The organism is Acinetobacter sp. CIP 102136, from assembly GCF_000369685.1.
Classification (GTDB): domain Bacteria; phylum Pseudomonadota; class Gammaproteobacteria; order Pseudomonadales; family Moraxellaceae; genus Acinetobacter; species Acinetobacter fasciculus.
In genome coordinates, this window is record NZ_KB850140.1 from 505,977 (window position 1) to 526,969 (window position 20,993).

At 42.8% G+C, this 20,993-nt stretch carries 20 protein-coding genes and 4 tRNA genes; 15 read left to right on the forward strand and 9 right to left on the reverse strand.

Going from position 1 to position 20,993, the window contains the following annotated elements:
• Positions 1 to 69: 69 nt before the first annotated feature.
• Positions 70 to 2,517, reverse strand: coding sequence for a ribonuclease R (rnr, locus tag F893_RS02675; RefSeq protein WP_005249924.1), 2,448 nt, complete (start codon positions 2,515 to 2,517; stop codon positions 70 to 72).
• A 263-nt stretch (positions 2,518 to 2,780) separates the two neighbouring features.
• Here rnr and F893_RS02680 point away from each other — a divergent pair.
• The 5 genes from F893_RS02680 to F893_RS02700 all read left to right on the forward strand — a co-directional run bounded on the left by F893_RS02680 (position 2,781) and on the right by F893_RS02700 (position 4,176).
• Positions 2,781 to 2,870: transfer RNA gene (locus tag F893_RS02680), tRNA-Ser, on the forward strand.
• A 16-nt stretch (positions 2,871 to 2,886) separates the two neighbouring features.
• A tRNA-Arg gene (locus F893_RS02685) sits at positions 2,887 to 2,963 on the forward strand.
• A 48-nt stretch (positions 2,964 to 3,011) separates the two neighbouring features.
• Positions 3,012 to 3,088 (forward strand) — tRNA-Arg (locus F893_RS02690).
• A 118-nt stretch (positions 3,089 to 3,206) separates the two neighbouring features.
• Positions 3,207 to 3,812, forward strand: coding sequence for a dihydrofolate reductase family protein (locus F893_RS02695; protein WP_005249926.1), 606 nt, complete (start codon positions 3,207 to 3,209; stop codon positions 3,810 to 3,812).
• Positions 3,813 to 4,099: 287 nt separating this feature from the next.
• Positions 4,100 to 4,176 (forward strand) — tRNA-Arg (locus F893_RS02700).
• Positions 4,177 to 4,281: 105 nt separating this feature from the next.
• Here F893_RS02700 and F893_RS02705 read toward each other — a convergent pair.
• Complete coding sequence (locus tag F893_RS02705) at positions 4,282 to 5,580, reverse strand: SRPBCC family protein (RefSeq protein ID WP_005249927.1); 1,299 nt, start codon at positions 5,578 to 5,580, stop codon at positions 4,282 to 4,284.
• A gap of 158 nt (positions 5,581 to 5,738) precedes the next feature.
• Here F893_RS02705 and F893_RS02710 point away from each other — a divergent pair, with 158 nt between their 5' ends.
• The 3 genes from F893_RS02710 to F893_RS02720 all read left to right on the forward strand — a co-directional run bounded on the left by F893_RS02710 (position 5,739) and on the right by F893_RS02720 (position 8,195).
• A complete protein-coding gene (locus tag F893_RS02710) occupies positions 5,739 to 6,236 on the forward strand; it encodes a YcxB family protein (RefSeq protein WP_004281456.1) in 498 nt (165 codons plus the stop codon).
• A 37-nt stretch (positions 6,237 to 6,273) separates the two neighbouring features.
• On the forward strand, positions 6,274 to 6,915 hold the full coding sequence (locus tag F893_RS02715; RefSeq protein WP_005101159.1) for a fumarylacetoacetate hydrolase family protein: 642 nt from the start codon (positions 6,274 to 6,276) through the stop codon (positions 6,913 to 6,915).
• 128 nt (positions 6,916 to 7,043) lie between these two features.
• Entirely contained in the window at positions 7,044 to 8,195 is a 1,152-nt protein-coding gene (locus F893_RS02720; RefSeq protein ID WP_004646736.1) for an IS4-like element ISAbe18 family transposase, read from the forward strand.
• 51 nt (positions 8,196 to 8,246) lie between these two features.
• On the opposite strand, the gene F893_RS02725 is transcribed toward F893_RS02720, so the two are convergent.
• Positions 8,247 to 9,068: an AraC family transcriptional regulator gene (locus F893_RS02725; RefSeq protein ID WP_005249929.1), complete on the reverse strand. Its 822-nt coding sequence runs from the start codon at positions 9,066 to 9,068 to the stop codon at positions 8,247 to 8,249.
• A gap of 104 nt (positions 9,069 to 9,172) precedes the next feature.
• On the opposite strand from F893_RS02725, the gene F893_RS02730 reads away from it, so the two are divergent.
• Positions 9,173 to 10,111 carry a DMT family transporter gene (locus tag F893_RS02730; RefSeq protein ID WP_005101156.1) on the forward strand — a complete coding sequence of 313 codons (939 nt, stop codon included), beginning with the start codon at positions 9,173 to 9,175 and terminating at the stop codon, positions 10,109 to 10,111.
• Positions 10,108 to 10,995, forward strand: a complete 888-nt coding sequence (gene yddG / locus F893_RS02735) for an aromatic amino acid DMT transporter YddG (RefSeq protein WP_005101154.1) — start codon at positions 10,108 to 10,110, stop codon at positions 10,993 to 10,995. The genes F893_RS02730 and yddG overlap by 4 nt, the downstream gene beginning before the upstream one ends.
• A 29-nt stretch (positions 10,996 to 11,024) precedes the next feature.
• Here the strand turns inward: yddG and F893_RS02740 are convergent, their stop codons facing one another.
• Entirely contained in the window at positions 11,025 to 12,272 is a 1,248-nt protein-coding gene (locus tag F893_RS02740; protein WP_004645086.1) for a YihY family inner membrane protein, read from the reverse strand.
• 113 nt (positions 12,273 to 12,385) lie between these two features.
• On the opposite strand from F893_RS02740, the gene wrbA reads away from it, so the two are divergent.
• Positions 12,386 to 12,982: an NAD(P)H:quinone oxidoreductase gene (wrbA, locus tag F893_RS02745; RefSeq protein ID WP_034435721.1), complete on the forward strand. Its 597-nt coding sequence runs from the start codon at positions 12,386 to 12,388 to the stop codon at positions 12,980 to 12,982.
• Between the two features lie 47 nt (positions 12,983 to 13,029).
• On the opposite strand, the gene F893_RS02750 is transcribed toward wrbA, so the two are convergent.
• Positions 13,030 to 13,464, reverse strand: a complete 435-nt coding sequence (locus F893_RS02750; protein ID WP_171066766.1) for a hypothetical protein — start codon at positions 13,462 to 13,464, stop codon at positions 13,030 to 13,032.
• A gap of 847 nt (positions 13,465 to 14,311) precedes the next feature.
• On the opposite strand from F893_RS02750, the gene F893_RS02760 reads away from it, so the two are divergent.
• The 3 genes from F893_RS02760 (at position 14,312) to F893_RS02770 (ending at position 16,647) form a co-directional block, all read left to right on the forward strand.
• A complete protein-coding gene (locus F893_RS02760; protein ID WP_005249935.1) occupies positions 14,312 to 14,689 on the forward strand; it encodes a hypothetical protein in 378 nt (125 codons plus the stop codon).
• Positions 14,683 to 15,888, forward strand: coding sequence for a CsgG/HfaB family protein (locus F893_RS02765; protein WP_005101146.1), 1,206 nt, complete (start codon positions 14,683 to 14,685; stop codon positions 15,886 to 15,888). Before F893_RS02760 ends, F893_RS02765 begins: the two co-directional genes overlap by 7 nt.
• An 84-nt stretch (positions 15,889 to 15,972) precedes the next feature.
• Complete coding sequence (locus F893_RS02770; RefSeq protein ID WP_005101144.1) at positions 15,973 to 16,647, forward strand: hypothetical protein; 675 nt, start codon at positions 15,973 to 15,975, stop codon at positions 16,645 to 16,647.
• A gap of 311 nt (positions 16,648 to 16,958) precedes the next feature.
• Here the strand turns inward: F893_RS02770 and F893_RS02775 are convergent, their stop codons facing one another.
• The 3 genes from F893_RS02775 to F893_RS02785 form a co-directional block, all read right to left on the reverse strand.
• Positions 16,959 to 17,534: a xanthine phosphoribosyltransferase gene (locus tag F893_RS02775; RefSeq protein ID WP_004732222.1), complete on the reverse strand. Its 576-nt coding sequence runs from the start codon at positions 17,532 to 17,534 to the stop codon at positions 16,959 to 16,961.
• Between the two features lie 88 nt (positions 17,535 to 17,622).
• Complete coding sequence (locus F893_RS02780) at positions 17,623 to 18,336, reverse strand: DUF3108 domain-containing protein (protein ID WP_004281439.1); 714 nt, start codon at positions 18,334 to 18,336, stop codon at positions 17,623 to 17,625.
• Between the two features lie 161 nt (positions 18,337 to 18,497).
• Positions 18,498 to 19,184, reverse strand: coding sequence for a hypothetical protein (locus F893_RS02785; RefSeq protein ID WP_005101141.1), 687 nt, complete (start codon positions 19,182 to 19,184; stop codon positions 18,498 to 18,500).
• A gap of 263 nt (positions 19,185 to 19,447) precedes the next feature.
• On the opposite strand from F893_RS02785, the gene F893_RS02790 reads away from it, so the two are divergent.
• Positions 19,448 to 20,305 carry an energy transducer TonB gene (locus F893_RS02790; protein ID WP_171066762.1) on the forward strand — a complete coding sequence of 286 codons (858 nt, stop codon included), beginning with the start codon at positions 19,448 to 19,450 and terminating at the stop codon, positions 20,303 to 20,305.
• A 183-nt stretch (positions 20,306 to 20,488) separates the two neighbouring features.
• On the opposite strand, the gene ybeY is transcribed toward F893_RS02790, so the two are convergent.
• Positions 20,489 to 20,971: an rRNA maturation RNase YbeY gene (gene ybeY, locus F893_RS02795; RefSeq protein WP_005249939.1), complete on the reverse strand. Its 483-nt coding sequence runs from the start codon at positions 20,969 to 20,971 to the stop codon at positions 20,489 to 20,491.
• Positions 20,972 to 20,993 lie beyond the last annotated feature (22 nt).

Genomic DNA, 20,993 nt, shown 5'->3' on the forward strand with positions numbered 1-20,993 from the left:
TATTTCTAGTTAGTATCTTGATTATGAATAAAAAAGAGCGCCGTAGCGCTCTTTTTAAACCATCAAAAATTATTCAGTCTTGGCTTTTGCATTCGACTTTTTCTTTTTGACCTTGGCCTTTTTCTTTACTTTATCTTTAACCTTTGCTTCAGACTTTCCTGCAGATGGTTTAGCAGACTTTTTACTGTAAGAGCTGGGTTTTCCTTTTCCTTTTTTGCGTCGTATGGGTTGTTCTCCATCGGCGCTCAAGTTGGATTTAGATTCACGTTCATTATTGCCAAACACTTCTTCTGTCGCTGCTGGACGTGATACTGGTTTTTTCTCACTCACGCGCGGTGCACGGGCACGAACTGCACGGCCGGCATGACTGAGTTGTTGCACCAGTTCAAAATCGATCTTACGTTCTTCCAGATTGACACCGGCAACCTTGATTTTGACTTCATCACCCAGACCAAAGACCTGACCACGGTTCTGGCCGATCAGATTCTGGCTGCTTTGATCAAAGACAAAGAAGTCATCACCTAGCTGGCTGACATGCACCATACCATCGACATACAGATCTTTTAACGTGACAAACAGGCCAAATTCTGCCGTTGCACTAATAATGCCGACAAATTCTTCGCCCAGATGCTGCTGCATATAATGACATTTCAACCAGGTCGTCACCGAGCGCGACGCTTCATCTGCACGACGTTCTGTGGCAGAGAAATGGTCACCAGCTTCATCTAAAGCACCGCCTGAAAGCGGAGATGGCTTGTTATTTAAATGTGCTTTGATTGCACGATGCAATAACAAATCCGGATAACGGCGAATTGGTGAAGTGAAATGTGTATAGGCTTCATAAGCCAGACCATAATGGCCTGCATTACTCGCACCATAGTAAGCCTGCATCATGGAGCGTAATAACACGGCATGAATACTTGGTGCATCAATCCGTTCTTTGGTCGCTTCAATCACCGCCTGATAATCTTTCTGAGTCGGCTGTTCCGGGAAATTCAAACCCAGCAGCTTGACGAAGTCACGGACTTTCTGGATACGTGAGAACTCTGGTGGCTCATGCACACGGTACAACATTGGCATTTCATTTTTCAATGCATATTCTGCGGCTGCCACGTTGGCCAGCAACATACATTCTTCAATCAGCTTATGCGCATCATTACGGCTACGCGGCAAAATTTCTTTAATTCCGCCCAGTTCGTCGAAGGTCATGTAAGTTTCGACGGTTTCAAATTCCATGGCATGGCGTTCAGCACGTAAACTTTTAAGAACTTGATAAAGCTGGAACAGGGTGTTGATCGACTTGCGAACTTCACGGTCTTCGGTAATGGCTTGACTGTCACCTTCCAGATACCGTGCGACCTGATCATAGGTCAAACGTGCCTTGGAATGCATAACAGATGGATAGAACTCAAAACCGGTAACACGGCCAGCACGTGACAGTTTTAAATCACAGACCATACATAGGCGGTCAACATTCGGATTTAACGAACACAGGCCATTCGACAATGCTTCAGGCAGCATCGGTAAAACAAAGTGCGGGAAGTAGACTGACGTCCCGCGTTCCTGCGCTTCATCATCCAGCGGTTTGCCTGGACGCACATAATGGCTGACATCGGCAATGGCTACGACTACACGATAACCACCGCCGGGACGTTTTTCGGCATAAACGGCATCATCAAAGTCACGTGCATCTTCACCGTCAATAGTAACTAAGGCTAAATCACGCAGATCCACACGACCTTCATGGTCTTTGGCCGTTGGTTCTTTAAAGCTCTCGGCTTCTTTAACAACTTCTTCCGGGAATTCATAAGGCAAACCATATTCTAAAATGGTTTGTGGAATGATGATTTCAGTATCGGCCTTGTCTGCCATGGACTGCACAATATGCCCAGTCGCGAATTCTTCACGGGTCGGATAGGTATCAATCGCCACACGAATCGAGTCACCCAGATTGACTTGGGCATGTTCAATCAGTTCTTTTTCAAGGGTAATTGGCTGATGTGCATTCGGGTTGGCTGGCTGGATAAAGTATTCACCATCATACTCTGACACTTTACCAATGATCTGTTTGACACGATGCTGCACAACTTCCGTAATGTAGCCCCAGGCCTTACCTTTACGGTCTACCGAAGTCTGACGCACTTTAACGCGGTCACCATTAAAGACCAGGCGCAGTTCACGCTCAGCCAATAATAGGTCGTCCTGGCCGGAAATGTTGGCAGTTCCCATCCCTCGGGAATTGATATAAACCGTCGCTTCGGATTCAGGTTGCTCGACGGCAATCTGAAACTTGTAGCCGTCTTTCATCAGTTGCCCGTCACGCACCATCGCAATTAAACGATGGCTCAGGGCATCAATACTTTTTTGATCTGCAATTTCAAAATGTTCGACCAGGTCTGCATGGGACTGGGCATTGTTCTTTTCGATGGTTTCTAAAATGAGCGTGCGGCTAGGGATAGGGTTGTCATAACGTTCGGCTTCAGCTTTTGCTTCAGGATCGACCCAGTTTTTCATCATGTCTTTAAATTTATCTTAGGAGATAGGTTTAGCATAAAACATGTGTGCGCAGACTGCACGTAAATGATTGCAATAATCCATTTAAGTTTTCAATTTTCTGTTAATTTTCGATAACTGGAAATTTATGCAGTTTTTTTGCCATCAAAATGCACGAAAAATCGAGGAATTGCTTAAAAAGTATTTAAACGAGCAAAAATATGCACTTTTTTTTGATGCTGCGCTTGCAGTGCCATGCCGAAATTTGTATTATGGCCGCACGTTACGGTGAGATGGGTGAGTGGCTGAAACCACGTCCCTGCTAAGGACGCATACGGGTAACTGTATCGAGGGTTCGAATCCCTCTCTCACCGCCACGCTTACTTATGTCGCGCGCTCATAGCTCAGCTGGATAGAGCACTTGGCTACGAACTAAGGGGTCGGGAGTTCGAATCTCTCTGAGCGCACCAAGTAAGTTAAGCAAAAAAACGTATTGCCAACCTAGGCACACAAGTTACGCGCTCATAGCTCAGCTGGATAGAGCACTTGGCTACGAACTAAGGGGTCGGGAGTTCGAATCTCTCTGAGCGCACCAACTTGAACAATTAACCGCACATGTTGCGGTTTTTTTGTGCCTAAAATTTACAGAAACACCAGACATTACATGCTAAAAATAAGTCTCAGGCGAGTGAATAAAAATAAAGGCAGTCGTGATGAGAAAAATCATTGTCCAGGAGTTTTTGACCCTCGATGGCGTGATGCAGGGGCCCGGCGGCCCAGAAGAAGATATATCTGGTGGCTTTCAATATGGTGGCTGGGTGGCGCCGTATTTTAATGCGGAACCTGATCCGGCATTTGATGTCATTATGCAAAAATGGATGCAGCCCTCCGATATTCTTTTAGGGAAACATACTTTTCAGATTTTTGAATCTTACTGGCCCACACATACTGAAGACTGGCCGGGAATCAATGACGTCAATAAATATATTCTTTCTACTAGTCTGGAGCATTCCGACTGGCAAAATACCCTTTTTCTGAAAAGCATTGATGAGATAATCAATCTTAAAGCATCGGGAGAGGGGGATATTCGCGTGTATGGTAGTGCTGCAGTGGTACAGATACTTTTCAAATATGAGCTTGTGGACGAACTTCGTCTGCTGACTTTTCCAATTATACTCGGTGTTGGCAAACGCCTGTTTAGCCATGAATCAATACCCGCCGCTTTTCAATTGATAGATCATCTGGCCAGCTCAAATGGTATTGTGTTTACGCATTATCAAAGGGCAGGAGAAGTAAAGACTGGAACAATAGACGAGTGATAAAGAATACAAGGGTGACGGTCGTTTTATATTTGAATTCTATTCTGGCTGGATACTTGGTTGAGAATACTTAAAGTTGACCCATTGCGTGGTGCAGGAATTTTTTGGAAAATCCGGCTTCTTGGTTGAATTAATTAAGTGCTTTTAGCTCTAAATCCGTAAAAGTTTTCAGTAGAAAACTATAAATTTTGATACATCGTTTAATTACTGTACATTCAGTTGTGATTTTATTAAAAAACACTTAACAAGACTGAAAAAGCTCGTATAATGCACCCCATCAAGACGTCGCGCTCATAGCTCAGCTGGATAGAGCACTTGGCTACGAACTAAGGGGTCGGGAGTTCGAATCTCTCTGAGCGCACCAATCTTGATAAGAATTCTGAAAAAACCGCACGTTGATGCGGTTTTTTTACGTCTGTGATTTTTAACTATTTTTCATATAAAAAACCAATAACTCTCTGCTTCCTGCTCATCTTAATTTCTGCTGCACTTTCAGTGCATAAACGGTATTGCCACCTACCGCAGGTAAAACATCGTAATAGGGTATGCTGCGCATGGCTCTTAATAAGAACGGCGCCTGATCGTGAATCTTCATGCTGCTGGTAATTTGAAATAAGGTACCCTGTGACTGCGGCAATAAGCGCATGCCACCTTTCACAAACTTTAAGTCACCGCCATTGGCATTGAACTGGTTTTGCAAGGAATCAGGCTGGTAAAAACGCATTTTGAAGTTAAATGGAATCTGAATCCCCCCTAAACCGACCGACACCTTATAGTTGGCATCTATATTCTGGGTATTGACCGGATTCAGTTCGACCTTCTTGATTTGCCGGGGGAAAAGTTGCTGCGTCGCTTCAGCAGCCAACCATGGCCGCAATTTTTTGACCGGATGCGCAAAATATTGATAGGTGCTGCTAAATCTTAAATTTTCTGAGACTTTTCCTTCTTTAATCTGATAGTTCGGCAAAATGAAACTGACCGGTTGACCAGACTTTTGGCTGATCTGGGCAATTTTTTGTAGCTGTTGAGGGTTGAATCTAAGTTGCGGAATCGGAGTTGCTAGTGCTGCTGTATGCTCGATTTTAAAGCGTTGTTGTAGTGCTTCCAGCAGAAATGCATTGGTACTCGGCGGAATGCCGAGTTTGGCTTCAGGTAGCGCATTCAGGATTTTACTGAATAAAAAGCCTTTGGGCTGGTTCAGGTCGCCCCATTGGGTGACAGTCACCAGCGTTCTATGCGGACCCAGTGCAAACCACTCTAGTTTTCCTGCACCATAGAGAATTGGCGCATCAATAATTAAGGTGCTGATGCTGTTTTCACCCAGATGATGCTGCATCACTACGGTTTCTTTAAAGTTCAAGACTGGAATCGGGGTCGGGATATGAACCTGATATTTAACCTGCTGAATCGAACCCTGCTGCTCCAGCACCTTGGCCGACTTTAAGGTCGGAAACAGACCGACATAATTCGGATAATGTTGCAGCAATTTTTCAACCTGAGCTTCAGCCACAGGCAATACTACAGCCGCACTATAAAACTGTGTCTTGCTGGCTGCATTACTGTTTAAGGTGGGAAGCTGAGTTTTACTGGTTGGATGCGCATAAATCAGAATCCGCTCGCCGGTTAATTCTGCCAGTTGCTGGGCATTGCCCTGATAAGCACTCAGACTGCTCGGCAGTTCGGCATTCCAGGCAATGATTTTGGCCAGTGCTGGAGCAGAAGCTGCCAAACAAACACCGATGAGCATGCATTGCTTTAATCCTTTCATTCAACATCCTGTTGCGTATTTTTTGTTTTAATTGCTGTTTATTTAAAACCAAATGCACGTATTTCCAAAGCAAAGTTATGTAATTGATGCGACAGGCCATAAGCGCTATGGATATTTTGGTATAGTATTGGGCAAGATTTTATTTTTGATGTGATGCTATGACTGAGTCAGCACCGACTTTATCGACCCGTTATTTTCTGACTTTAGAAGAATCTCAGGATGGTTTTGCCCTGGCGACTTTTGGCAAAAAGCAGATTTCACGTTTTCTGACCCCTTTGGTCAGTATCGGGATCATCATCTGGGGTTTCTCGATGGGCTTTGATGGCGTTGGACGTTATTACGTGGCTTTGGGTGCATTCTTCCTGATCCTGCAAGGCATCATGCGTTACTGGTTCCTGCCGATGATGTTTAAACGCCAGTTTGTTAAATATCAGTTTGGTAAAAGCGAACAGGGTATTGATTTGTATCAGGACTATGCGGAAATTTTTACCAATGATCGTAGCAAGCTGGTGCCATATAGCGAAGTGCAGAATTTTGCTGTTGGTAAACTGACTTATATGCTGGAATTGAAAAACCGTACCGTGGTTATTGTGCCGAAGCGTGCATTTAAGGACGGCACTGAACAGAGTATGTTCGAGCATACATTTAAAAAATAATTCAGATATCTATAAAAGGAAAAGGGAAGTTTTGATCATGAGCACACGTCCATCCAAAATCGTTTGTGTGGGTCGCAGTTATGCCGATCATGCCAAAGAACTCGGCAATGCGATCCCTGATCGTCCGGTATTGTTTATCAAGCCACCGAGTGCCTTAAGTTCGCTCGAAGCAGGCATTGAATGGAATCCGGAATGGGGCAATTGTCATTATGAATGTGAACTCAGCTTGCGTATTGACCGGACTTTAAGCAAAGAAAGCGATCCTCTGAAAGCACTTGAAGCTGTGGGTGCGGTGACTTTAGGTCTGGACTTAACTTTGCGTGATTTACAGGATGATCTCAAGAAAAAAGGCCAGCCTTGGGAACGTGCCAAAGCCTTTGATGGTTCTTGTCTGTTGTCGGACTGGGTGCCTGTCGCCGATGTAGTCACTGACTGGAAAGATGTGCATTACACACTGCAAGTCAATGATGAGCTGCGTCAAAAAGGTAATACCGCTTTATTGATTTTTGATATTGCGACCTTGCTGGCTGACATCAGTCAGGTCTTTACTTTGGAAGAAGGGGATGTGGTGATGACCGGTACCCCGGCAGGTGTTGCAGCATTGCATTCAGGCGATCAACTGAAAATGACCCTCAAAGGGCAGTCTCAGGATTATGTCTGGACGACTTTTGTGAAATAACCAAGATTTTGAATCAAAGGAGCCTATTGGCCACTGCTGTCCCATAGTTTGCTTTAAATAAAAAAACCTGAGTCCTAACAGTTAAAATATGAGTGCAAACAAACACTTTAACGACCAGGATTCAGGTTTTGTCACATCAGAATACCGTATTTCATGAGCTAATTAAACCTGTTGTGCGACAGGATTTTGAACAACTTGCTAAAGTACACCATGTTGGACAGAAATTTAGAGCGGCTTCCCGGTGGGATCAGTTTATTGCCATATTGATGTCTCAATTCTCTTGTAGACAAAGTCTGAGAGATATTCAATCCAATTTGGAGTGCCAACAGGAAAAGCTAAGTCATCTCGGAGCAAAGTCTATTCCCCGAAGCACGCTGGCACGAATCAATGAGCAGCAGCCTGCTGCCTTGTATCAACAGCTATTTTACAAGTTGCTTAAATACTATGAACACTCAAAAGTAGCTCATAAATTTCGCTTTAAGAATCCCTTGTATTCCTTGGATGCCAGTCATATTGACCTGTCGCTTTCCTTATGTGAATGGGCCAAAGTTCACGACTCAAAAGCCAGCATGAAACTCAGCATAGGATTGAATCACAGCAATGATATTCCTGAGTTTGTTGCAGTTGAAAATGGCAAAGAAAATGACATGGTACAAGGCCGCAAATTCCAGTTTCCTGCTGGCAGCATTGTAGTTTTTGATAAAGGCTATGTCGATTACCAATGGTATGCAAATCTGACTGCTCAAAACATTGGATTTGTCACACGTTTTAGGCCTAAATCTGTGTATCAGGTGATCCAGCAACATCCAGTGCTTGAATCCAAAGGTATTCTAAAAGATGAAACCATTCAGCTGAATAGCGCACATGCCCTAAAAAGAAAAGCCCCAGTGTTAAGAAGAATTGAATATAGAGATCAGCAAAGTGGCAAGCACTTTAGCTTTCTCAGCAATAACTTTCATTTAGCCGCCTCCACCATTGCGGCGATTTATAAAGATCGTTGGAAAGTTGAGCTGTTCTTTAAGGCGATTAAGCAGAATCTCAAATTAAAAGCGTTTCTAGGCCGCAGCAGGAACGCAATTCAGACACAAATCTGGATTGCGATGATCGCCTATTTATTGGTGAGTTTCGCTCAACATTTAGGGAAAACAGGTTGGACAGTTCAACGTTTACTCAGAATAATTCAAGTGAATTTGTTTGAAAGAAGAACTTTAAAAGCTTTATTTTCACCCGATAAAATACCCATAAAACAAGAGGAAGCTCAAATGAGCTTCCTCTTGTGAAAAATTGTGGGACAGCAATGGCCTATTGGCTCCTTTTTCATAGGCATAATTTTAATCATTAACAGTATAACGTTTGCGAAATTGATCTGGGGTGCTTCCCATCCAGCGTTTAAACATGTTGATAAATGCCGAGGCATTGGCATAGCCCAGATCAAAGGCGATGCTTTCAACGCTATGACCTGCATTTAATAAAGACATGGCCTGCATCACTTTCAGGCGTTGCCACCATTCATGCAGTGACATTCCCAGTTCGTTCTGACTATAACGCGCTAGCGTCCGCTCGGTTAAATTGACGCGTTCGGCCAGTTGCCGCAGCGAGCTCTGATCTGCCGGATGCTGATGTAAATAATCTAAAATCTGTTTCAGCAGTACATGTTCTGAATGCGGTAGATAACTGCTGACCAGTTGGGCTTGCTGGAGCTGATCGAGCAGTACCTGTAGCAGACGTTGATATTCAGCTGAATCCTCGAATGCTGGATGGTCTTGCTGATGTAGTTGTTTCAGGTGGGTAAATAAAGCAGTGACCAAGGGGGCGCTGAGCAGGATGCCCGGTTGAGTGGGCAGTTGGCTACAAAGTGATTCATGCACATACAGAGTGCCATGAGAAACTGCGGTACGGTTCAGACCACGATGCTCTAAATTCGGTGGGAGCCAGATGCCGTGAGGTGAAGGCGTCACATAATTTATATGATTAATATTCACTTCCATCACTCCATGAAAAGCATAGACAAATTCTCCCCAGGCATGGCCATGTAGCGGATAAACAGATTGCGCAGGATCCTCCCTGAAGCTGATCCACAGAGGTGCTTTAATCAGATCATGGGTCGGAAGTTGCTTGAGCGAAGCTGAATCTGCTTGGATTTTTTTATGCATCACCGAAATTGCCTGAATAACACCATCATTTGTCTGTTTTGAAGTATATCTTTTATTTCTGACACTTTTATAGTGTACCTTCCAAATGAGTAACAGGACTGTATGTGAGCCAGCGTCAGGCATTAGATGCCAAAGCATCTGCCATCATGTTTGTATTGTGTATGTTGTGGGGTTTACAACAGGTGGTACTGAAGTGGGCCGCGAATGATATTTCAGCCCTGATGCAAATTGCCTTGCGTTCAGCCTTGTCTGCGCTGATGGTTTATCCCTTGATTCAGCAAAGCGTACGCCGTCAACTGTGGAATGCACGCTATTTACCTGCAGGATTGCTGGTCGGTGTGTTGTTTGCAACCGAATTCTATCTGATTGGTGAGGCACTGCGTTATACCTCAGCCTCGCATACGATTGTTTTACTCTATACCGCACCGATTTTTGTGGCTTTGGGTTTGCACTGGAAATTGCCGGCAGAGCGTTTGTCTGCTGTGCAATGGGGCGGAATATTTCTTGCCTTTAGCGGAATTGTAGTCAGTTTTCTGTTACGTCCACAAACGGGGTCAGGTCTACAGACTGATGCCTTGTGGGGAGATTTTCTGGCCTTGCTTGGCGGCGTATTCTGGGCAGCCACCACAGTCAGTGTACGTCTGAGCCGGCTGGCTGAAGCACCTGCAACCCAGACTTTGTTCTATCAATTATTGATGGGTGGAATCCTGTTATTGTCTCTGGCTGTTCTGACTGGGCAAGCAGCTATTCAATGGACGGTGTTGTCTATTTCCAGTCTGATTTTTCATACCGTACTGATTTCCTTTGCCAGTTATCTGATCTGGTTCTGGATGCTGAAACATTATCTGGCATCACGGTTGGGGGTATTTTCCTTTTTGACCCCTGTATTCGGCATGCTGTTCGGGGTGCTGATTCTGGATGAACATATCGAAATCAATTTTATTATTGGTACCTGTATGGTCATGCTGGGCGTGATTCTGGTGAGTTTGCAGGGATGGCTGAAAAAACCGAATATCAATAAAACTATTCAAGAGCAAGTATGAAAAACTGGTCTGTAAATTTAGCGACCTGGATTGGCCTGTCTTCCATTCTGATCTGGGCCAGTCTAGTCGCTGTAGTGAAACTGATTACTGAATCCACCAGTGCAGTGCAGGGGATTGCTTTAATTTATAGTTGTAGCAGTCTGGCGATTTTGGCATTCACGGGTTTCCCAAAAATCAAGCAAATGTCCAAGCGCTATCTGTTCGGTTGTGGCGCTTTATTTGTGGCTTATGAGATTCTATTTCTGGTTGCCGTGGCATGGTCGGATAATCGTGAACAAGTGATGCTGATTGCCATGATCAATTATCTGTGGCCACCCTTGATGATTGTTTTTTCGATTTTTGCCCGGCAGTTGCAGGCCCGCCTCTGGGTGATTCCCGGCTTTCTGCTCGCCGTAATGGGACTGATGCTGGTGGTCAATCCAGAAATCACTAATCTGCCGAAGTTTATGCAGGCTTTAGCTGAAAATCCTTGGGCCTATGGCTTTGCCTTTCTCGGCGCTTTGTTATGGCCTTGCTACTGCGTTCTAACTAGGACCTATGGCCGCGGACAAAATGGTGTACCGATTTTCTTTTTGGTCGCTGTAATTAGCTTATGGTTCTTACATTTAGGATTAAACGAACCTTTTATCATGCCCACATTCAAGCTATGGTTGGGAATTGCAGTGGTGGGTAGTCTGATTGGCATCGCCTATAGTAACTGGAATCAGAGTATGCAGTTCGGCAATATCAAGGTGCTGATTTTAGCCACCTATTTTATGCCGATTCTTTCTTCGGTCATGTCAATGCTGATTCTGGATGTCAGACCCGAACTCAGTTTTTGGATCGGGACGGGTTTGGTGACTGCAGGCGCTATAGTCTGCTGGAAATCTACCGCTATCAGTTAAAAAAAATCCTCTCAAGCGAGAGGATTTTTTTATTTATGTCGGAACAGTTCGGACAATGGAAAATTGAGTTTTTCTTCCAGATATTGATCGGTTTCCTGTAATCTAGGTGAGAAATTTTGCATCCAGATGTCATCAGTCTGGGCATTGGTGAGATGGTTTTTGCGTGGCAGTGGATAGGGTAATTGCAGATAAAAATTCCAGAAGCTGACCTGATCCAGATCACGAACCAGCACATATTCATTTTCATCGGTACGTTTGATCAAATTCTGCTTTTCAAACATGGCGACATAGCTCGGCCAGCGTCCAATTTCATCCCGGCCTAAGACCTCAAGTGCTTGGGCTTCACTGATGCTTTCACCAGTTTTCTGCTTTTTATAAAATAATTCTAACAGATCCAGCAGCATGACGATGGGATGGCGTTTATTGTCCTGCCCAGATTCAAACGCCGTCAGGGCATAGCTGATTTCAACCCCCAATAACACAATAATCCACGACAGATAAATCCAGAGCAGGAAAATCGGCACGGCGGCGAAGGCACCATAGACGATCTCATAGCTGGTAAAGTTTGACATGATATAGCCAAACAGATTTTTCAGCAGCTCAAACACCACGGCACTAAATAGACCGGCAATAAAGGCAGATTTAAGCGGTACACTGCGATTCGGGATGGTCCAGTTCAAAATGAAAAATCCGAGTACAGTCAAAGAAAAGGAAATCGCCCAGAGGACAAAAGCGCCATCAAGCTCATAACCGGCAAAGTTATTGCTGAGAATGCTCATGGATGCCACGGTCGAAGAAATCACAAATGCACTGCCGAGTAAAATCGGCCCGAGCGAAATGATGGTCCAGTAACGCATAAAGCCCATAATTCCGCCCCGCGTTTCAGTCACGCGCCAAATGCGGTTAAACACCGTTTCGATACTGCTGAGCATCAATACTGTCGTCACAAACAAGAACAGAATACCAATGATGGTGAGATTGCTGGATTTATCGGTAAAGGCATTCAGGGCCTTATCAAAGGCAATTGTAGTTTTGGGTAAAAAATTACTATAGATCAGTTGTTGCAATTGCTGCCGCGCAGGTTCCAGCGCTTTAATGGAAGAGATAATTACCAGAAAAACCGTCAGCATAGGCACCACCGCAAACAGGGTAGTGTAGGTCAGGGAACCTGCCTGTTCGCGACAGCGGTCTGCTTCAAAGCGTCGAAGTACAAATAAAACAAATTGAAACCAGTGTTTTTCATAGAAAGGTAATTTCTTTAAATACTTAACAATCATCTGCATCCAATCTCAATTTTTTTAATCATCATGAATTTTCACCATCAGCTTAACCAAAAAACTTGCAAAGTATCGTATAGTTTTATTTTTTTAAGTAATGACTAAGAACCATGATGCAACCTTATGTCCTTGTTTTATATTACAGCAAATATGGCTCAACCAAAGAAATGGCGCATCTGATTGCCAATGGAATTGAAGCGACAGGCGTGGCAGTAAAAATCAGGACAGTTCCAAATATATCCAGCATGGTAAAAGTCGCTGAACCGAGTATTCCGGCAGAAGGGGATATTTACTGTACTCTGGACGATCTGGCGCAGTGTGCTGGCCTGGCGCTCGGTTCACCGACCCGTTTTGGTAACATGGCTTCTGAAATGAAATATTTTTGGGATCAGACTACGAGTCTGTGGCTGAATGGAGCGCTACACGGTAAACCGGCTTGCGTGTTTACGGCATCAGGTTCCATGCATGGTGGACAGGAAAGTACTTTGCTGACCATGCTGCCGCCGTTGTTCCATCATGGCATGATGATCATGGGGCTTAGTAACGCAACACCTGCACTCTCGAATACCAAAACTGGTGGCACACCTTATGGTGCTAGTCATGTCAGCGGCCCACGGCATGATCAGGGCTTGAGTCCGGATGAAAAAATTCTGTGTGAAGTACAAGGCAAGCGTTTAGGTGAAGTGGTACTGAAACTCAATCGAGTCTGAAAAACACTCACAGGAAATGAAGGATGAACTTCATTTCCTGAATTTTATTAGGCTTCTTTTTGATCTTTTTGATCTTTTTGATCTTTTTGATCTTTTTGATCTTTTTGATCTTTTTGATCTTTTTGATCTTTTTGACTAAATCTGTATTTGCATTTCAGACATTGATAATCCTGAAACAGATTACGGTCGACAGAAACCCCGGCTTTTTTCCCCAGAAAATTACCGACCACACCGCCGGTAATTCCGAAACTGATTGCACCGACAAAAGTGCCTACGGTTCCGCCGACAATCACACCTAAAGGTCCGGCTACTGTACCAATTGCAGCGCCAATCGATGCACCCGAAGCAGCGCCACCTACAGTCCCTGCAGTTGCACCCGCTGAACTCATGAGAATGCCGCCAATTTTCTTTAAATTCTGTTCATGATCGCGCTGTTCGATATCAGCTGAGCCACATTTAGGACATTGCATAGATTGTTCCATCAAGGATTGAGATGTGCTTGTTTTAGGTTTGTCGGGAATAGGATGTGTGCCCTGATCAGCACTTATTCATAACATACAACAACACACTAGATAAGTTTTGAATTCGCAAATCAGAAACATTGCATACTCACTTGATTCTAGTTGAGTTCACGCTAAAACATTGTATTTCAGCTGTAAATATATGCCTTCTTGGTTGATTAACGCAATTCTTAACCTGTCATTGAGGAAATGGCAAATCTCAAGATCATCAGAAATGTTCTTTTCTTATCAGTCTAAATATTGTGCTCTTAGAAAGACTATTTTGGGATTCGAGATGAAAAAGGAAGGGAAGTCGAAAAATATGCAAATGAGTTCTTATCGGGGCTATTTAAATTTTTCAGCCAAAATACACCTGAATATTGGCGTTTCTTTATAAGTAATCTTTATTGTGATTGATTAATTGTATTTTAAATAAAGTGTGACATTTATCCTTATTAAATAGAAGTTCTAATAAAATAAAAATTTACGACTTTTAAAATATAAAAAGTATAATAATTCTAATCTTTATTAGATAAATTTTTGATTATTGATAATATAAAAAATATATTATCTTAATCAAGTTTTTTGGATGAATTTTATATTCAAAAAAAATTTATATAATGATTTCTTACAAATCACAAATAATAAACAAATATATATTAATTTAATAAAAACAATAATTTATATTTTTAAGTAAAACAAAAAAATATGTGAATAGGGATATTTTCTACATTTTATAATTTTATGTGATTTAATATTTTTCAGATAAATTTAATCTTACTTAAACGAAAAATTAAATAAATATCTTAAATCAGAGGATATTAAGATTATGAGAATATTAGTTATCAATCTGGGTTTATTAGGTTTATGTTTTCTGAGTAACGCTTATGCCACCTCTGATGAGTGGACTCAGCGTTGGAAATCATCCAGTGCCCGTTCCAATGAGAATATAGTTCAAGCGAACCTAATCGAACTTAAGGAGTCCGACTATTATTCTGGATTAGGTAAAACCACCGTTCATAGCACTTCGACCACTTCCATCGGTACGGTAAATACCCCGACCAATAATATCAATGTAGAGGGTACAGACAATAATATTGATATTACGAGTGAGTTGTTGAATGAAGCACCAGTCAATTCAAATACCAATCAAAATCCTCAGCGCTGTCTTAATTTGAGTAACAGACCAGGAGAATCACAATGCTGAACTTCTCCTCGACCAGAAGAAATATATCTTTCGTAAGTGTCACCGTCCTTTTTAGTTCTTTTTTAACAGGCTGCACAGGTTTAGCACCTTCAAACCAGAAGCCAGTTAGCCTGGTACAAGGCCCCCCTATTACCGATATTTTTACGCCTTTTGATATGGCTTTATCCTGCCTAAAAGGACAATTACGTAATGATGTGAGTTTCTCTGTGGGGGCAATTCTAGATCAAACCGGTAAGGATGTGGTGACCAATGGGGGGAGCGGAAAAATGGTGACCCAAGGTGCGGGAGATATGGTGCAATCTGCCTTGTTTCAGGCGGGGGTGAGCTTAATGAACCGGCGTGATCCCCGGATTATCGAAAGCGAAGCCAAGTGGGGCATTCGTGATCCAAGACAAATCCAGGCCTCTGATTATTATGTGACAGGCAGTATTAACAGTCTGGATTTTATTCCGGGTGGTGGTTTTGATATGCAGATCGCCGGTGTTGGCCCGAATTATAGTCAAACCCGGATTATGGTCGGTCTGGATTTATCTCTGACAGATACCCGCAGCAGTAAAGTCGTGGGCAATGTTTCATTGCAGAAACAAATCGCTGCACAGGATTATGGCTTAAGTGCAGGCAGATTCGCTGGTCGTACACTCTTAAACATTCAGATTGGAAAAGGAGAACGCGAGGCAACTAACTTTGCCTTGCGACAAATGTTGAATCTGGCCACTTTTGAATTGCTGAGTCAGGTTGTCCCACCCGCCGTATTTGAAAGCTGTCGTGCACAGATACCGCCAGAGTTCGGTCAATTGAACTTAACCCGAAGTTCTGTTGCACTGCATAAATACAAGAAAAACCAGCAACAAAATAATACAGCTTCAAGCAGTGCTGTTCAGGAGTCAGTCTCAAGCCAGGCAGACTCATCTAATGAAAAAAATAAGTCAACCAACTCACCGAGCAAAGATACGAAACCGCCAAAACAGAAAGAGTCCGAGGTGATTCAAAACCCTGAAGCAGAGCCTGAAATGAGCAAACAGGACTTGATTAAATATATTAGCAAGAAGCAGCATCCACCTTCTTCAAATGAAAAGAATGAAGAAAAAGATACTCAAGAAAAGGCTGATAAAGAACAAGAAGATGAAAAAACCACAACGCTATGGGAGGCCAATCCTGAGGTGGTCGAAAATTACTGGTCTAGCACCCAGCGTGATTAAAAATATTTAAAAATGGGCTCGCTCCCATTATAAGAAGGAGTACTTAGCGAGAGGTACTTCAAAACAAAAGTAGGAAGAACAACGATGAAAAACACGATCAAAACAATCGCTTTATCCGTCGCCTTTCTGTCTAGCGCAGGTATGGCATATGCCCAAGGAGATGAAACACCTACTGACGTCACCGTAGATACAGGCTTGCAAGCTACCTTGGATTCTATTTCTCAGCAGGTTGAAAATGGTTCTGCTTTGAATCTTGCAGTGAATACAGGTGATGTTGATGCAAGCGTTGATTTAGAAGCAATTGCAGAAGCTACAAGAGAAGCACCAGAGGCCATTAGTTCAATTGAAGGTACAATTGAAACTACTGCGATTGGTGCCGCGAATACAGGTAGTATCAGTATTGAGCAGGGTAGCTACAATAAGGTGGTATCAGACATATCAGATGCCACGGATAACTACGACTACAGTGCAGTAACCAGTGCAACTAATAATTCTGAAACTCTAGAGGAGCTATCAGAGGTTTCGGATAGTTCAGATATCTCGGAAGTTATAAGTTCGACACTGAGTACTGACTATAGTGAGGAAATCAATGAAACTTTAAGCAATTATAGTGTAGCGAATATTGCCTATAATGCGGGTGCTATTGATGCATCTGTAAGTGCTATTTCAGAAGGAACTCAAACTGCTATTAACAACAGCATCACAACTACCGCTATCGGTGCTGTGAATAGCGGTAGTATCACTGTGACTGTTAAATAAACTCTTTTTTTCGAGGTAAACACAGGCCTAACTATTGGCAGATAGTTAGGCCTCTTTATTTTATAATAACATCCACATAAATTGTTGTTTATTCATCGGATAAAAAATTACTTATTGTTTGACACTCCTTATTTCAGAAATTGAATAGCCTGGAGCTTAAGATTAAGCCATTTATCTAGGATCAAATCTGGAAGAATAAATAAGAATTTAGGCTGAGCTATAGCCGAGTTTTGGATATTTTAAATTTATATCATCAGAAAAACACAATAAAAAAGAGCGCATCAGCGCTCTTTTAAAATTCATTGGCGAGCTTAGTCGCGAACAAATTCAACTGTGCCATTTGTCAAAGACTTTACGCGTGCCAGTGATTCCACACGGTAGCCTTTTTCAAGCAGCAGGTCACGACCTGGCTGGAATGATTTTTCAATCACAATGCCAATACCGACTACTTCTGCATTTGCCTGGTGGATCAGGTCTGCAAGACCTAAAGCTGCTTGACCATTAGCCAAGAAATCATCGATCACTAAAACCTTGTCGGTTGAGCTGATGTGTTTATTTGAAATCGCGATCGTGCTTTCAGTTTGTTTGGTAAATGAAAAGACTTTAGAACGATATAAATCATCTTTCAGGGTCAGAGACTGGTATTTACGTGCAAAGATCACCGGTACGCCAAGCTCTAGGCCGGCCATTACGGCAGGTGCAATACCTGATGCTTCAATCGTAATAATTTTGGTAATACCAGCATCCTTAAACAGACGCGCAAATTCTTGACCAATCAGTTGCATCATGACTGGATCAATCTGATGGTTTAAGAAAGAGTCTACTTTCAAAACTTCTTCAGAGAGGACGATGCCTTCAGCCAAGATTTTCTGTTCTAGTGCATGCACGGGAGAATCCTCAAGAGCAGGTGCTTTTTCAAGCAAAAGCGTATTGTAAAAAGCACCCGGAAAAAATCAAGTGAAATTCGCCAAAAACTTAGTTGCTTGCACCTTTATAGTCAGTTAACAGTAAACCATAGGAGGTTTTCTTGTCGACATGCGAAACTTTGACTGGAAGATAGTCAAGTTTTGGTGCCAGCCAGAAAATGGTTTCACGACCTGGTTTGCTATGTTTCATCACCACTTTAATGGTATTAAAAGATCCGTATTTGGTACTTATAGTCTCTGAACCCTGTTTGACAAACTTGCGGCCTTCAACTTCTTTAGCATCAGCGATGTAGTAATTTGCTTTCAGGCCTGAATTTTTTAAATCTTCACGGATCTGCAATTCCGCATTCAACTCATCCAGAACATCTGCTCTCCAGGCAAAAGAACGTTTTTCATCGTCTTTCTTGGTACTGATGCTTTTACTGGAAGGATTGAAATTAATACTCATGGTGTTGTTATGCACCAGTACTTTACTACTGCGACTGAAACTGCTTGAGCCGATCTTGCCATTATTAAAAGTAAAGCGGCTGGTTTCGGTTGCAGAGGCAATCCCCCCGGCTTTTGCAGCAAAGACATAAGTCCAGTTATTACCAGATTTACTTAAAGTCCGCGTTGCAGAACCCATATTCTTACCATTATAGCTAAATTGATAACTGGCCTGGAAAGGAGTCATGGCAAAAGCCTGGCTAGAAATACCAGTGAACAGTATCGCGCTGCTCAGACCCGTGGTCATCACTAAAGTTTTGAATACAGTCTTCGCCATCAGTTATTTTCCTATATTGGTTAAAAACAAGCAAAACATATCACTTATTGCACCCTTTATTATTTGGGCAAAATATGGAAATTGAAGGGATATTTCTGCCAAAAATGTATATTTCATGTAGTTTTATGGAACTTTTGTTCAAAAACTACGTTCAGCATGATTTAAGAAGGATCTTTCTGTTTGATGGGGGTGACCCGGTTGTCATCCATTTCGTCTTCATCCCAGTTCTCTTCCTGATCTTGGGAGAGTTTTCTAAACAGGGCGGCCAGATTGACGTTGCCAATCACCACCAGTTCGGCTTCACGAAGTACTGCATGATTGACATGGACTTTGCCCAAGGTATCAATGACAGATCGGCTTTTACCTAACCAGCGATTTAAATCCAGATAGAGCAAGTCATCGATGACTTTAATCACACCCAGTTTTTCCAGAATCATTCCCAAAGGATCTTTATTCAAGACACGTTGATAGAAGAACAGGCCAAAACGCACGCCAAGTTTATACAGCATATTCGGATATTTGGCTTCAATCAGCTGAGTATCACTAATTTGCTCGAACACGATCAACTGGGTGGTTTTATTCAATTCCATCTGTACCAGTTTCAAATCAACCGATAAAGTGACAATCAGGCCTTTATAATCCAGTGTTGCATACAAACGCAGCCAGTCTTCGTGTAAATCTGCATGTAAGTCTTTTAATGCATCGACATTGTCTGTGACAAAGCGCTGAAAGGTTGCATTCAGGAAGACTTGCGATAAGGGAAATTCACGCTCATCTTCAATAAATCCTTCCGCCCTCTGATACAATTGGCGGATTCGGTTGGAAATATTGGAAATTAGCGTTTGCATACTGAAGCGTCCTGGCAACTTTATTTTTGACTCGGGATGTATCTTGTCGAATTGTATGAAAAATACAAGCGTTCATGCTTGAAGTTTAGCAAAATAAATAGCACCATTTTTATAGTTTTAGTTATGTAACGTTGAAGATTTGATGGATTTGGCATTTTAAAAAGATAAATGACGAATCCGTTTATTTTTAATCTTTCAAATACTTTTTTGGGGAGCTGAACTCAGTATTGAGTTTGGGCGAATGTGAAAAAACGATGATACTCATGCCTCTGGTCAGAACTTGGTGGAAAGATCCAGTGTTTAGCAGTGCGGTGCTTGCCGCAGGCATTATGCATTTAATCGTGCTGACCCTGGAATTTGGTATGCCGCAAGATCGGGATACCAGTACCAAAGAAATCGCGGTCAGCTTGCGCCAGACTGATGAAAAAATTGAGCATGCTGATTTTCTGGCCCAAACGGACCAGCAGGGTTCCGGCCAGTTTAGAGAAGCTCATCGCATGTCGAGTGATATGCCATCGCCGTTAATGGAGCAACATGCAGGCGAAGAACTGCAAGAAAGTCTGGATATGCTGCAACAGCAACAGGAACTCAGTTTTGAAGAAAAAGTCCTGATGACCACCTTGAGCTGGCAAAAGCAGGCGGAAGAAAATCAGCGTAAAAAAATGCAGGAGCAATTACAGAGCCAGTTTCAGGCCAAAGCGGCCATGGTCGCCAGTCTGGAAGCGCAATATTTACAGCATCAGCAAAATTTCAGTCGTCAGCAAAAAATTAAGACTGTAGATGGGATTCAGTCCAAGCAGGATGTTTCGGCCGCCTATCTGGAAAAGTTCCGTGAAAAAGTGGAATTTTATGGCAACCGCTACTATCCGGAAGCAGCCAAGCAGCAGAATCTGGCAGGTGAAGTGCGTTTGATGGTGATCCTGAATCAGAATGGGGGGATTCGTGCCATTCGACTGATTGACAGTTCAGGACATGCCATGTTGGATGAAGCAGCTAAATCCTCCGTGCGTAAGGCAGCACCATTTGGTGCTTTCGACAGTAAAATGAAAGAAATTTCCGAACTGCGAGTGATTCGTACCTGGCGTTTTGACCCGGCAGAAGCGGAGTTTGAAGTGCGTTAAAGTTGATATTTACCAAGACCTCTCCCTAACCCACTCCTAATAAGGAGAGGGAACTATATCTATAATGTTTAACAATCATAGGATTCTAATGAATGTTCTCCCTCCCTCTGGGAGGGAGTTAGAGGGAGGGCAACTTTCAATAAAAAAAAGCGAGCCTTGGCCCGCTTTTTTTATGAAGAAATTTTAGTTTTGTTCCAGATAAGGATTTTCAAAGCCCAGCTTGGCCAGAGTTTCGATTTCAATGCCTTCCATTTCTTCAGCATCTTCATCCGAGGTTTCATGGTCATATCCCATTAAATGCAAAGTACCATGTACCAGCATATGGGTGAAATGCGTCAATGGTACTTTCTGCTGTTCAAGCGCTTCAGCCAGTACCACAGGTATGCAAATCACCAGATCGCCAATGGGAAATGCATCCAGAAACTGTGCCATTTCATCTGGAAGTTCACTCGGGAAAGACAGGACATTGGTCGGTTTGTCTTTGCCGCGATATTCCAGATTCAGTTTATGACTTTCGTCATTGTCGACACAGGCAATTCCGATTTCGCAATTACTTTGAGTGCCGATATGACGTAAAGTGGTTTCTACAACTTTTTTAATATAGGCACGTTTCAGCACCAGTTCAGGCGACTGAAAGTCCTGTTGTAAGGAAAGACTAAGTTTCAACACAAATCCTTAAGTTTAAAGC